Origin of the sequence: Pseudomonas sp. PGPR40, from assembly GCF_022014505.1 — a bacterium.
Taxonomy (GTDB): domain Bacteria; phylum Pseudomonadota; class Gammaproteobacteria; order Pseudomonadales; family Pseudomonadaceae; genus Aquipseudomonas.
Genome location: NZ_JAKLSP010000021.1, coordinates 73986 through 86524 on the forward strand (window position 1 = coordinate 73986; position 12539 = coordinate 86524).

Genomic DNA, 12539 nt, shown 5'->3' on the forward strand with positions numbered 1-12539 from the left:
CGTGAGCTTTAGCGAATATTGTGTAGAAAGTGTTTCACAAAGGGTTACAGACGGCGCCTGCCAGAGCCGTAGGTAATGTAGTAAGTTAGGCCGGTGAATATCATGCGAAGCACGCGCCATCAGCGAGCTTGCTTCAGAGGGTAGTTAATTGAACGATATGGCAAAGAATCTGATCCTGTGGTTGATCATCGCGGCTGTCCTGGTGACGGTGATGAACAACTTCTCCAGCCCTAACGAGCCGCAGACCCTCAACTATTCCGACTTCATCCAGCAGGTCAAGGATGGCAAGGTCGAGCGCGTAGCGGTTGATGGCTACGTGATTACCGGCAAACGCAACGATGGCGACAGCTTCAAGACCATTCGTCCGGCAATCCAGGACAATGGCCTGATCGGCGATCTCGTGGATAACCACGTGGTAGTCGAAGGCAAGCAGCCTGAGCAACAAAGCATCTGGACTCAACTCCTGGTCGCAAGCTTCCCGATCCTGGTGATTATCGCTGTGTTCATGTTCTTCATGCGGCAGATGCAGGGCGGTGCCGGTGGCAAGGGCGGGCCGATGAGTTTCGGCAAGAGCAAGGCACGCCTGCTCTCCGAAGATCAGGTGAAAACCACTTTGGCTGACGTTGCCGGTTGCGACGAAGCCAAGGAAGAAGTTGGCGAGCTGGTTGAATTCCTGCGTGATCCGGGCAAGTTCCAGCGTTTGGGCGGTCGCATTCCTCGTGGCGTGCTGATGGTCGGTCCTCCTGGTACTGGTAAAACCTTGATCGCCAAGGCGATTGCCGGCGAAGCCAAAGTGCCGTTCTTCACCATTTCCGGTTCCGACTTCGTCGAAATGTTCGTCGGTGTCGGTGCCAGTCGTGTTCGTGACATGTTTGAGCAGGCGAAGAAACACGCGCCATGCATTATCTTCATCGATGAAATCGACGCCGTCGGTCGCCACCGTGGCGCCGGCATGGGCGGCGGTCATGACGAGCGCGAACAGACACTCAACCAGTTGCTGGTAGAGATGGACGGCTTCGAAATGAATGACGGCATCATCGTCATCGCAGCGACCAACCGTCCCGACGTGCTCGACCCTGCATTGCTGCGCCCTGGCCGTTTCGACCGTCAGGTCGTGGTCGGTCTGCCGGATATCCGTGGTCGCGAGCAGATTCTCAAAGTCCATATGCGCAAAGTGCCAATGGGTGACGATGTCGCTCCGGCCGTGATCGCACGTGGTACTCCTGGTTTCTCCGGTGCCGACCTGGCTAACCTGGTGAACGAGGCGTCGTTGTTCGCAGCCCGTGCCGGCAAGCGCATCGTCGAGATGAAAGAGTTCGAGCTGGCCAAAGACAAGATCATGATGGGTGCCGAGCGCAAATCCATGGTCATGTCCGAGAAAGAGAAACAGAACACTGCTTATCACGAAGCTGGCCACGCTATCGTCGGTCGCGTCGTGCCTGAGCATGACCCGGTCTACAAAGTGTCGATCATCCCGCGCGGTCGTGCGCTCGGTGTGACCATGTTCCTGCCGGAAGAAGATCGCTACAGCCTGTCCAAGCGTGCCCTGATCAGCCAGATCTGCTCGCTGTATGGTGGTCGTATCGCTGAAGAGATGACCTTGGGCTTCGACGGTGTCACCACCGGTGCATCCAACGACATCATGCGTGCCAGCCAGATTGCACGAAACATGGTGACCAAGTGGGGCTTGTCGGAAAAACTCGGTCCGTTGATGTACGCCGAAGAAGAGGGCGAAGTGTTCCTTGGTCGTGGCGGCGGTGGTCAACATGCCAGCTTCTCCGGCGAGACAGCCAAGCTGATCGATTCCGAAGTGCGCAGCATCATTGACCAGTGCTACGGCACGGCCAAACAGATCCTCACGGATAACCGTGACAAGCTTGACGCCATGGCGGATGCCTTGATGAAGTACGAGACAATCGATGCTGATCAGATCGATGACATCATGGCAGGGCGTGCACCTCGCGAACCTCGCGACTGGTCTGGCGGAAGTGATGCTTCCGGCACGCCTCCGGCTGTGCAGAATGGGCGTCCGGAAACACCAATCGGTGGCCCGGCTGCTGATGTATAAGGTTTGAAATGACTTCTGTTCAGTCCTCGACCCGGTTGCCTTGCGGCAACCGGGTTCTTGATTTGGCCCAGACGCATGTCATGGGCATTCTCAATGTCACTCCCGACTCCTTTTCCGATGGCGGCCAATTCAGCCAGCTGGATGCGGCGCTGCGCCACGCCGAGGCGATGGTGGCGGCTGGCGCGACGCTGATCGACGTTGGTGGCGAATCGACCCGGCCCGGTGCCAGGGCGGTTTCGCCGCTTGAAGAGCTCGAACGTGTAGCGCCTATCGTTGAGCGTATCAGTCGTGAACTCGATGTGATTATCTCGGTCGATACCTCCACGCCGGCGGTCATGCGTGAAACCGCAAGGCTGGGGGCGGGGTTGATCAATGATGTGCGTTCGTTGCGTCGAGATGGCGCCCTGGATGCGGCGGCGGCCACCGGTTTGCCGGTGTGTCTGATGCATATGCTCGGTGAGCCGGGTGACATGCAGGACAATCCGCAGTACCAGGATGTAACGAAAGAGGTCGGCGAGTTTCTCGCTGAGCGCATGGTTCAATGCGCGTCGGTGGGCATTCCCGCTGAGCGGATCATTCTCGATCCCGGCTTCGGCTTCGCGAAAACCTTGCAGCACAACCTGAGCTTGTTTAAGCATATGGAAGCCTTGCATGCCTTGGGGCGGCCCCTGTTGGTCGGGGTTTCGCGAAAGAGCATGATCGGGCAGGCCTTGAATCGGCCGGTGGGAGAGCGCCTGCATGGTGGTTTGGCGCTCGCGGCACTGGCTTCGGTCAAGGGGGCGCGTATATTGCGCGTCCATGATGTGGCTGAAACGGTCGACGTAGTGCGAATGATTGCCGCAGTAGAATCAGCCGAATAAGAATGATGGAGTACTTATGAGTAAAAAATACTTTGGCACCGACGGCATTCGTGGTCGGGTCGGTCAATACCCGATAACTCCTGATTTCATGCTCAAGCTTGGCTGGGCGGCAGGCATGGCATTTCGCAGCATGGGTGCCTGCAAGGTGCTCGTGGGCAAGGACACCCGGATCTCCGGTTATATGTTCGAGTCGGCGCTTGAGGCCGGGCTGACCTCGGCAGGTGCTGATGTGATGCTCTTGGGGCCGATGCCGACGCCGGCCATCGCCTATCTGACACGTACCTTTCATGCCGAAGCCGGCATCGTGATCAGCGCTTCGCACAACCCTCATGACGACAACGGCATCAAATTTTTCTCCGGGAAGGGCACCAAGCTTCCGGATGAAGTCGAGTTGATGATTGAAGAGTTGCTCGACACCCCGATGACCGTGGTTGAATCGAGCAAGATCGGCAAGGTGTCGCGAATCAACGATGCCTCGGGCCGTTATATCGAATTCTGCAAGAGCAGCGTTCCGACCGGCACCAGTTTCGCTGGGCTGAAGATCGTGATCGACTGTGCCCACGGTGCGACCTATAAAGTGGCGCCTAGTGTGTTTCGTGAGTTGGGGGCCGATGTCGTTGTGCTTTCTGCTCATCCCAATGGCCTGAACATCAATGAGAATTGCGGTTCGACCCATATGGAGCCGCTGCAAGCTGCCGTATTGGCCGAGCAGGCCGATTTGGGTATCGCCTTTGACGGTGATGGTGATCGGGTCCAGATGGTTGATCACACTGGCGCTGTCGTTGACGGCGACGAGTTGTTGTTCATCATTGCTCGCGATCTGCAAGAGCGCGGCAAGTTGCAGGGCGGCGTGGTCGGTACGCTGATGAGTAACCTGGGGCTGGAATTGGCCCTGGCGGATTTGGCGATTCCTTTTGTGCGGGCTAACGTTGGCGACCGTTACGTGATCTCCGAGTTGCTGGAGCGCGATTGGCAGGTGGGTGGGGAAAACTCGGGGCACATTGTCTGCTTCAGTCACACCACCACTGGAGATGCGATCATTGCTGCGTTGCAGGTGTTGATGGCTCTGAAGAGGCGCACAGAAGGCCTGGCTCAGTCTCGTCAGGCGCTGCGCAAGTGCCCTCAGGTGCTGATCAATGTCCGGTTTGGCGGTGGTGCGAATCCACTCGAACATCCGACCGTCAAGGAGGCCAGCGACCGTGTTACTCAGGCGATGGCTGGTCGTGGGCGCGTGTTGTTGCGCAAGTCCGGGACAGAGCCGTTGGTGCGAGTCATGGTCGAGGGCGAGGACGAAACACAGGTTCGCGGTTACGCCGAAGAGCTGGCAAAACTGGTAACTGAAGTTTCTGTCTGATTTCGGCTTGCCAGCCATGATTGTGTTGGGTAACATCTGCGCCCACTTTGACCGACGAGGTACAGCATGCGTCGCCCTATGGTAGCTGGTAACTGGAAGATGCACGGTACCCGCGCCAGCGTCGCTGAGCTGATCAATGGCCTTAGTCATCTGGCCTTGCCGAGCGGTGTTGATGTCGCGGTATTCCCGCCTTGCTTGTATATCAATCAAGTGATTGATGGCTTGAAAGGCAAGTCGATTTCGGTCGGCGCGCAGAATTCTGCAGTGGAATCCATGCAAGGTGCATTGACCGGTGAGATTGCGCCGAGTCAGTTGGTGGATGCAGGTTGTTCCCTGGTGCTTGTCGGGCACTCCGAGCGCCGCCAGATAATGGGCGAGCAGGACGGAATGCTGATTCGCAAGTTCGCAGCGGCGCAGGCATGTGGCTTGATTCCGGTGTTGTGCGTAGGGGAGACCCTCGAAGAGCGCGAAGCTGGAAAAACTCTTGAGGTTGTCGGGCGTCAGCTTGGCAGTATCATCGAGGAGCTGGGTGTAGGTGTCTTTGCAAAGGCAGTAATCGCTTACGAGCCGGTCTGGGCCATTGGCACCGGGCTGACTGCTTCGCCGCAACAAGCGCAGGATGTGCATGCAGCCATTCGCGCTCAGTTGGCGGCAGAGAATTCTGAAGTCGCGCAAGGTGTGCGGCTTCTATACGGCGGCAGCGTGAAGGCGGCCAATGCGGTCGAACTGTTCGGCATGCCGGATATCGATGGGGGGCTCATTGGTGGAGCTTCCCTGAATGCAGATGAGTTCGGTGCGATTTGTCGCGCCGCGGGAAACTGAAAAAATGCTGGAAACAGTCGTAGTCGTTTTTCATCTGCTGGGTGCATTGGGCGTAGTTGCTCTGGTTTTGCTGCAGCAGGGTAAAGGTGCGGATGCTGGCGCGTCTTTCGGAGCAGGTGCTTCAAATACTGTGTTCGGAAGCCAAGGTTCCTCTACCTTTCTTAGTAAGTTTACTGCTATACTTGCCGCCGGTTTCTTCATAACCAGCTTAGGGTTAGGTTACTTTGCTAAAGAGAAGGCTCAAGAGCTGACTCAAGTAGGTTTGCCAAATCCAGCAGTGTTGGAAGTTCCAAAGCAACAACCGGCTTCTGATGATGTCCCGGTGCTTCAAGAGCAAAAGTCGGCTACTCCAGCGACTGACGTGCCTCCAGCTCAAGAGCAGAAGTAAGAAGAGTTTCAAACGTAGTATTGCCGAGGTGGTGGAATTGGTAGACACGCAACCTTGAGGTGGTTGTGCCCATAGGGTGTAGGGGTTCGAGTCCCCTTCTCGGTACCAATTATCAGGAGAGCCCGCTGTTGCGGGCTTTCTTGTAGGTGGAAGGTTACATTGACCCTGTCAGGGATCGGTCGTATACTTCCGCCCCAGCTTTGTCGCGGGGTGGAGCAGTCTGGTAGCTCGTCGGGCTCATAACCCGAAGGTCGTCGGTTCAAATCCGGCCCCCGCAACCAGTTTAAGGAGCCCCTTTTCAGGGGCTTTTTGTTAGCTGGACACTTTCAACGCCGCTGTTCAACGGCGTTTCAAGGATGGGCGTTTCGCCCATTTTTTTATTTTGCACAGCATGCACATACATGCACGAGGGGGTTCAGGTGTCGAGCAAGCTAGAAGAGTTGCAGGCCTTGCTGGCCCCGGTGGTCGTGGCCCTAGGCTATGAATGCTGGGGTATTGAGTTTTCGGCCCAAGGTCGCCACTCGATGTTGCGCGTTTATATTGATAAAGAGGGCGGCGTGCTGGTGGACGATTGTGCCATCGTCAGCCGCCAGATCAGCGGTGTACTGGATGTTGAAGATCCTATCGCCGTTGAATACACCCTTGAAGTTTCCTCGCCTGGCATGGAACGCCCACTGTTCACTATTGAGCAGTTTGCAAAATTTGCCGGTGAACAAGTGAAGATCAAGCTGCGCTCGCCTTTCGAAGGTCGACGCAACTTTCAGGGCCTTCTGCGCGGTGTAGAAGAGCAGGACGTCGTGGTGCAGGTTGAAGACCATGAGTTTCTGTTGCCGATCGATATGATCGACAAGGCCAACATTATTCCCAGTTTTGACTGAGACGCGGATCCCGCGGATCCAATGGCTTGCGAAAGGCGAGGCGTACGATGAGCAAAGAAGTACTGCTGGTTGTTGAGTCGGTATCCAATGAAAAGGGCGTACCGGCAAACGTAATTTTTGAAGCGCTGGAGCTGGCCCTGGCCACTGCTACCAAAAAGCGTTTCGAGGACGAAGTCGATCTGCGTGTGGAAATCAATCGCCACACCGGTGCTTACGAGACATTCCGTCGCTGGACGGTCGTCGAAGAAGCAGACCTGGACGATCCGGCCATCGAAACCTGGCCGAGCAAGGTTGCAGAAACGCATCCTGGTGCCAAGGTCGGCGATGTTGTCGAAGAAAAGATCGAATCCATCGAGTTCGGCCGCATTGCTGCACAGACTGCCAAGCAGGTCATCGTGCAGAAAGTTCGCGAAGCCGAGCGTGCTCAAGTCGTTGACGCCTATCGTGAGCGCCTGGGGGAAATCATCTCAGGCACCGTGAAGAAAGTCACCCGCGACAACGTGATCGTCGACCTGGGCAATAACGCTGAAGCGTTGCTGGCCCGTGAAGACATCATTTCTCGCGAAACCTTCCGGGTTGGTGTGCGTCTGCGTGCGCTGCTCAAGGAAATCCGCACCGAGAACCGCGGCCCTCAGCTGATCCTGTCGCGTACCGCGCCGGAAATGCTGATCGAGTTGTTCCGCATCGAAGTGCCGGAAATCGCTGAAGGCCTGATCGAAGTAATGGCTGCGTCCCGCGACCCGGGTTCGCGCGCCAAGATCGCGGTCCGCTCCAAGGACAAACGCATTGACCCGCAAGGCGCTTGCATCGGTATGCGCGGTTCGCGCGTCCAGGCAGTGTCCGGCGAGTTGGGCGGTGAGCGTGTGGACATCGTCCTGTGGGACGATAACCCGGCGCAGTTCGTGATCAATGCAATGTCGCCGGCTGAAGTGGCGGCAATTATCGTTGACGAAGATGCCCATGCAATGGACATCGCCGTTGGCGCAGACAATCTGGCTCAGGCCATCGGTCGCGGTGGTCAGAACGTGCGTCTGGCAAGCCAGTTGACTGGCTGGACCCTGAACGTGATGACCGAATCGGACATCCAGGCTAAGCAGCAAGCAGAAACCGGCGACATCCTGCGCAACTTCATCGACGAGCTGGAAGTCGACGAAGACCTGGCACAGGTGCTGGTAGATGAAGGCTTCACCAGCCTGGAAGAGATTGCCTACGTACCGTTGGAAGAAATGCTCAACATAGACGGCTTTGACGAAGAAACCGTCAACGAGCTTCGCGCTCGCGCCAAGGATCGTTTGTTGACTAAAGCCATCGCTACTGAGGAAAAGCTGGCAGACGCCCATCCGGCCGAAGACCTGCTCTCGCTTGAGGGTATGGACAAGGATTTGGCGATGGAACTGGCGGTGCGCGGCGTAATTACCCGCGAAGACCTGGCCGAGCAGTCTATTGACGACCTGCTCGACATCGACGGCATTGACGATGATCGTGCCGGCAAGTTGATCATGGCCGCCCGAGCCCATTGGTTCGAGTAATTAGGCGCGGCCTGAGGAGAGAAGTGCATGACGCAAGTCACGGTGAAACAACTGGCCGATGAGGTCAAAACACCGGTAGAGCGCCTGTTGCAGCAGATGCGTGAGGCAGGTCTGCCGCACACCGCCGCCGATGAAGGTGTGAGCGATAGTGAGAAGCAGTCTTTGCTGACTCACTTGAAGAGCAGCCACAAGGCGAAAGTGGAAGAACCGCGCAAGATTACATTGCAGCGCAAAACCACCAGCACCCTGCGTGTTGCTGGTAGCAAGAGCATCAGCGTTGAAGTACGCAAGAAGAAAGTCTTCGTACAGCGCAGCCCGGAAGAAATCGAAGCCGAGCGCAAACGTGAACTGGATGAACGCCGCGCAGTAGAAAATGCTGCACGTCAGAAGGCTGAAGAAGAAGCCAAGCGTCGCGCCGAAGAAGAAGCGCGTCGTCAGCCTGCTGCTGCGCAAACCGCTACGAATGCCGCCGTTGCAGCGCCAGTTGCAGTTGCCGAACCAGTGCGTGAAAGCGCGCCGGTTGTTGCAGCTGCTCCAGCACCTGCGGCCGACACTCGCAAACGCGACGAGCAGCGTCGTCCGGACAAACCACGTGCCGACGATAGCAATCGTCGTGGCAGTGGCGATGGCGAGCGCAAAAACGCTCCGCATCGTGCTTCGGTCAAGGAAAAAGCGCCTGCTCCACGTGTTGCGCCACGTACTACCGACGAAGAAAGCGATGGCTTCCGTCGTGGTGGTCGCGGCAAGGCCAAGCTGAAGAAACGCAACGCCCACGGTTTCCAGAGCCCAACCGGCCCTGTTGTGCGCGAAGTGAAGATCGGCGAGACCATCACTGTTGGCGATCTCGCCCAGCAGATGTCGGTCAAGGCTGCTGAAATCATCAAGTTCATGTTCAAACTGGGTACTCCAGCGACCATCAACCAGGTACTGGATCAGGAAACTGCCCAACTGGTTGCCGAAGAGCTGGGCCACAAAGTGACCCTGGTCAGCGACACCGCCCTGGAAGATTCCCTGGCCGAGTCCCTGAAGTTTGAAGGTGAAGCGTTCTCCCGTGCACCGGTTGTGACCGTAATGGGCCACGTTGACCACGGTAAGACCTCGCTGCTCGACTACATCCGTCGTGCCAAGGTAGCTGCTGGCGAAGCTGGCGGTATCACCCAGCACATCGGTGCGTACCACGTTGAAACCGAACGCGGCATGGTTACCTTCCTCGACACCCCTGGTCACGCCGCGTTTACCGCCATGCGTGCCCGTGGTGCCAAGGCGACCGACATCGTGATCCTGGTGGTTGCAGCGGACGACGGCGTAATGCCGCAGACCGTTGAAGCCGTTCAGCACGCCAAGGCTGCTGGTGTTCCGCTGGTTGTTGCAGTGAACAAAATCGACAAGCCGGGCGCCGATCTCGATCGCATCCGTAGCGAACTGTCGGTTCACGGCGTGACTTCGGAAGAGTGGGGCGGCGATACCCCGTTCGTATCGGTTTCGGCGAAAGTCGGTACTGGCGTGGACGAGTTGCTCGAAGCTGTTCTGCTGCAAGCTGAAGTTCTCGAACTGAAAGCGACCCCTTCGGCTCCTGGCCGTGGCGTCGTGGTTGAATCGCGTCTCGACAAAGGTCGTGGCCCGGTTGCAACTGTTCTGGTTCAAGACGGTACCCTGCGCCAAGGCGACATGGTGCTGGTCGGTTCGAACTATGGCCGCGTTCGCGCCATGCTTGACGAGAACGGCAAGCCAATCAAGGACGCCGGTCCTTCCATCCCTGTCGAGATTCTCGGCCTGGACGGTACCCCGGACGCTGGCGACGAGATGAGCGTTGTTGCCGACGAGAAGAAAGCCCGTGAAGTGGCTCTGTTCCGTCAAGGCAAGTTCCGCGAAGTCAAACTGGCCCGTGCTCACGCCGGCAAGCTTGAAAACATCTTCGAGAACATGGGTCAGGAAGAGAAGAAGACGCTCAACATCGTCCTCAAATCCGACGTCCGTGGTTCGCTGGAAGCGTTGAACGGTGCCTTGAACGGCCTGGGTAACGACGAAGTGCAAGTGCGTGTGGTCGGTGGCGGTGTCGGTGGTATCACCGAATCCGATGCCAACCTGGCACTGGCCTCCAACGCTGTACTGTTCGGCTTCAACGTGCGTGCCGATGCCGGCGCTCGCAAGATCGTCGAGCAGGAAGGTCTGGATATGCGTTACTACAACGTGATCTACGACATCATCGAAGACGTCAAGAAAGCCCTGACCGGTATGCTCGGCAGCGATGTTCGCGAGAACATCCTGGGCATCGCCGAAGTGCGTGATGTGTTCCGCTCGCCGAAGTTTGGCGCGATCGCCGGTTGCATGGTGCTCGAGGGTACGGTTCACCGTAACCGTCCAATCCGTGTACTGCGTGAAGACATCGTTATCTTCGAAGGCGAGCTGGAATCCCTGCGCCGCTTCAAGGATGACGCTTCCGAAGTACGTGCCGGCATGGAATGCGGTATCGGCGTGAAGAGCTACAACGACGTCAAGGTCGGTGACAAGATCGAAGTCTTCGAGAAGGTGCAGGTTGCTCGCAGCCTCTGACTCGCGCACTTCAAGGGCCACGATGAGCCGCCGCATGCAGATGCGCGGCGCAACGTCCGGACTCTAAACGCAACGCCCGGTCTGGCTTTTGTCAGGCCGGGCGTTTGCCGCTTTCAGACCCCTCGGGTTTCACCGTGGGGCAGTAACAGGTAACAAGACATGGCAAAAGAATACAGCCGTACCCAACGTATCGGCGATCAGATGCAGCGTGAGCTGGCACAGCTGATCCGTCGTGAAGTCAAAGACCCGCGCGTCGGTTTGGTCACCATTACCGCTGTTGAAGTCAGCCGTGACGTCGGTCACGCCAAGATCTTCATCACCGTGATGGGGCAGGACAGCGCTGAAGATATCGCGCAAAGCATCAAGGTGCTCAACGCAGCCGCCGGTTTCCTGCGTATGCAGTTGGCTCGCGAAATGAAGTTGCGCAGCGTTCCGCAGTTGCACTTCCATTACGACGAAAGCGTCGTGCGTGGCGCGCACCTGTCGGCCCTGATCGAGCGTGCGGTGGCTGAAGACAATCAGCACCCGGTAGCGGCTGAACCCGAAGACGCCAAGGAGTAATCGGTGGCTCAGGTCAAACGTATCCGTCGTAACGTCAGCGGCATCATCCTGCTCGACAAGCCGTTGGGGTTCACCTCCAACGCGGCGTTGCAGAAGGTCCGCTGGTTGCTCAATGCCGAGAAGGCCGGGCACACCGGCAGTCTCGATCCACTGGCCACTGGCGTGCTGCCGTTGTGCTTCGGCGAAGCCACCAAGTTCTCGCAATACCTGCTCGATTCCGACAAGGCTTATGAAACCCTGGCGCAACTGGGCAAGACCACCACCACGGCCGATGCCGAAGGTGAAGTTTTGCTGGAGCGTCCGGTGACCGTTGGTCGCGCCGATATCGAAGCTGTGCTGCCGAAATTTCGTGGGCAAATCAGTCAGATACCGCCGATGTACTCGGCGCTCAAGCGTGATGGGCAGCCGCTGTACAAGCTGGCCCGTGCAGGCGAAGTAGTGGAGCGCGAACCGCGTTCTGTTACTATTGCGCGCTTGGAATTACTGGCCTTTGAGGGTGATACTGCGCGGCTTGCGGTGGATTGCAGCAAAGGCACCTATATCCGTACCCTGGTGGAGGATATCGGTGAGCAACTCGGTTGTGGCGCTTACGTGGCTGAATTGCGACGTACCCAGGCCGGGCCTTTCACGCTTGCACAGACCGTCACTCTGGAAGAGCTTGAAGCGGTACATGCCGAAGGCGGCAACGAAGCGGTCGACCGCTTCCTGATGCCATCGGACAGCGGCCTGCTGGACTGGCCACTGTTGCAGTTCTCGGAGCACAGCGCGTTCTACTGGCTTAACGGCCAACCGGTACGCGCCCCGGATGCACCGAAGTTCGGCATGGTACGGGTACAGGATCACAACGGTCGCTTCATCGGTATCGGTGAAGTGAGCGAAGACGGGCGCATCGCGCCGCGTCGACTGATTCGGTCAGAATGACCGGAACCGGCCTGTGTAACAGCAGGCCGGCGAGTGTGGCTGTTAACAGGCACGGTCACTACTCATTTATAGATACAGGGATTTGTCCCTGGCCTGTTGAAGCTGTTTCTCTGAAACAGTTTCCTGATAAAAGGATTGCCTCATGGCTCTCGACGTTCAAGAAAAAGCTCAAATCGTAGCTGACTACCAGCAAGCTGTTGGTGACACTGGTTCGCCAGAAGTGCAAGTTGCACTGCTGACCCACAACATCAACAAACTGCAAGGTCACTTCAAGGCCAACGGTAAAGATCACCACTCCCGTCGTGGTCTGATCCGCATGGTAAACCAGCGTCGTAAGCTGCTGGACTACCTGAAAGGCAAGGACGTGAGCCGTTACAGCGCTCTGATCGCTCGCCTGGGTCTGCGTCGCTAATAAGCGATTGCGCTAGAGGTTGGTTGTCTGTCGTGCGTCAGTGGGTTTCCCGCTGGCGCATGGCAGGCTCCCAGCCTCAAGTTTTATCTGGATATACGTTTTACCCTGGACAGGCGTTGGGCCGATTCCCGACATTGCCCAAGAATTTCGCAAGAAGACAAGTTCCCCAAGAGCCACAAAAGAAGGTAGGACA

General features: G+C 57.4%; 11 protein-coding genes and 2 tRNA genes. All 13 read left to right on the top strand.

What is annotated here, in order from left to right:
* Positions 1 to 157: 157 nt before the first annotated feature.
* The 13 genes from ftsH to rpsO all read left to right on the top strand — a co-directional run bounded on the left by ftsH (position 158) and on the right by rpsO (position 12346).
* Positions 158 to 2068, top strand: a complete 1911-nt coding sequence (gene ftsH / locus MEB48_RS18695) for an ATP-dependent zinc metalloprotease FtsH (RefSeq protein WP_237885491.1) — start codon at positions 158 to 160, stop codon at positions 2066 to 2068.
* Between the two features lie 8 nt (positions 2069 to 2076).
* A complete protein-coding gene (gene folP / locus MEB48_RS18700; protein WP_095055175.1) occupies positions 2077 to 2928 on the top strand; it encodes a dihydropteroate synthase in 852 nt (283 codons plus the stop codon).
* Positions 2929 to 2944: 16 nt separating this feature from the next.
* Positions 2945 to 4282: a phosphoglucosamine mutase gene (gene glmM, locus MEB48_RS18705; RefSeq protein ID WP_237885460.1), complete on the top strand. Its 1338-nt coding sequence runs from the start codon at positions 2945 to 2947 to the stop codon at positions 4280 to 4282.
* Positions 4283 to 4348: 66 nt separating this feature from the next.
* The gene (gene tpiA, locus MEB48_RS18710; protein WP_237885461.1) at positions 4349 to 5104 is read left to right on the top strand and encodes a triose-phosphate isomerase; all 756 of its coding nucleotides are present in this window, start codon (positions 4349 to 4351) and stop codon (positions 5102 to 5104) included.
* Between the two features lie 4 nt (positions 5105 to 5108).
* Entirely contained in the window at positions 5109 to 5492 is a 384-nt protein-coding gene (gene secG, locus MEB48_RS18715; RefSeq protein ID WP_060541200.1) for a preprotein translocase subunit SecG, read from the top strand.
* A gap of 22 nt (positions 5493 to 5514) precedes the next feature.
* A tRNA-Leu gene (locus tag MEB48_RS18720) sits at positions 5515 to 5600 on the top strand.
* A gap of 96 nt (positions 5601 to 5696) precedes the next feature.
* Positions 5697 to 5773, top strand: a tRNA-Met gene (locus MEB48_RS18725).
* 138 nt (positions 5774 to 5911) lie between these two features.
* Complete coding sequence (gene rimP / locus MEB48_RS18730; RefSeq protein ID WP_010463487.1) at positions 5912 to 6370, top strand: ribosome maturation factor RimP; 459 nt, start codon at positions 5912 to 5914, stop codon at positions 6368 to 6370.
* Between the two features lie 47 nt (positions 6371 to 6417).
* On the top strand, positions 6418 to 7899 hold the full coding sequence (nusA, locus tag MEB48_RS18735; protein WP_007900474.1) for a transcription termination factor NusA: 1482 nt from the start codon (positions 6418 to 6420) through the stop codon (positions 7897 to 7899).
* Positions 7900 to 7926: 27 nt separating this feature from the next.
* Positions 7927 to 10452: a translation initiation factor IF-2 gene (gene infB / locus MEB48_RS18740; RefSeq protein ID WP_237885462.1), complete on the top strand. Its 2526-nt coding sequence runs from the start codon at positions 7927 to 7929 to the stop codon at positions 10450 to 10452.
* Between the two features lie 159 nt (positions 10453 to 10611).
* Positions 10612 to 11013, top strand: coding sequence for a 30S ribosome-binding factor RbfA (gene rbfA / locus MEB48_RS18745; RefSeq protein WP_123355979.1), 402 nt, complete (start codon positions 10612 to 10614; stop codon positions 11011 to 11013).
* Positions 11014 to 11016: 3 nt separating this feature from the next.
* Positions 11017 to 11934 carry a tRNA pseudouridine(55) synthase TruB gene (truB, locus tag MEB48_RS18750; RefSeq protein ID WP_095055171.1) on the top strand — a complete coding sequence of 306 codons (918 nt, stop codon included), beginning with the start codon at positions 11017 to 11019 and terminating at the stop codon, positions 11932 to 11934.
* 142 nt (positions 11935 to 12076) lie between these two features.
* Positions 12077 to 12346 carry a 30S ribosomal protein S15 gene (gene rpsO, locus MEB48_RS18755; RefSeq protein ID WP_003197723.1) on the top strand — a complete coding sequence of 90 codons (270 nt, stop codon included), beginning with the start codon at positions 12077 to 12079 and terminating at the stop codon, positions 12344 to 12346.
* Positions 12347 to 12539: the final 193 nt, after the last annotated feature.

What these genes read in the sequence shown, in the direction of transcription:
- ftsH (WP_237885491.1), top strand. Translation starts at nt 158, where the DNA reads ATGGCAAAGAATCTGATCCTGTGGTTGATCATCGCGGCTGTCCTGGTG.
- folP (WP_095055175.1), top strand. Translation starts at nt 2,077, where the DNA reads ATGACTTCTGTTCAGTCCTCGACCCGGTTGCCTTGCGGCAACCGGGTT.
- glmM (WP_237885460.1), top strand. Translation starts at nt 2,945, where the DNA reads ATGAGTAAAAAATACTTTGGCACCGACGGCATTCGTGGTCGGGTCGGT.
- tpiA (WP_237885461.1), top strand. Translation starts at nt 4,349, where the DNA reads ATGCGTCGCCCTATGGTAGCTGGTAACTGGAAGATGCACGGTACCCGC.
- secG (WP_060541200.1), top strand. Translation starts at nt 5,109, where the DNA reads ATGCTGGAAACAGTCGTAGTCGTTTTTCATCTGCTGGGTGCATTGGGC.
- nusA (WP_007900474.1), top strand. Translation starts at nt 6,418, where the DNA reads ATGAGCAAAGAAGTACTGCTGGTTGTTGAGTCGGTATCCAATGAAAAG.
- infB (WP_237885462.1), top strand. Translation starts at nt 7,927, where the DNA reads ATGACGCAAGTCACGGTGAAACAACTGGCCGATGAGGTCAAAACACCG.
- rbfA (WP_123355979.1), top strand. Translation starts at nt 10,612, where the DNA reads ATGGCAAAAGAATACAGCCGTACCCAACGTATCGGCGATCAGATGCAG.
- rpsO (WP_003197723.1), top strand. Translation starts at nt 12,077, where the DNA reads ATGGCTCTCGACGTTCAAGAAAAAGCTCAAATCGTAGCTGACTACCAG.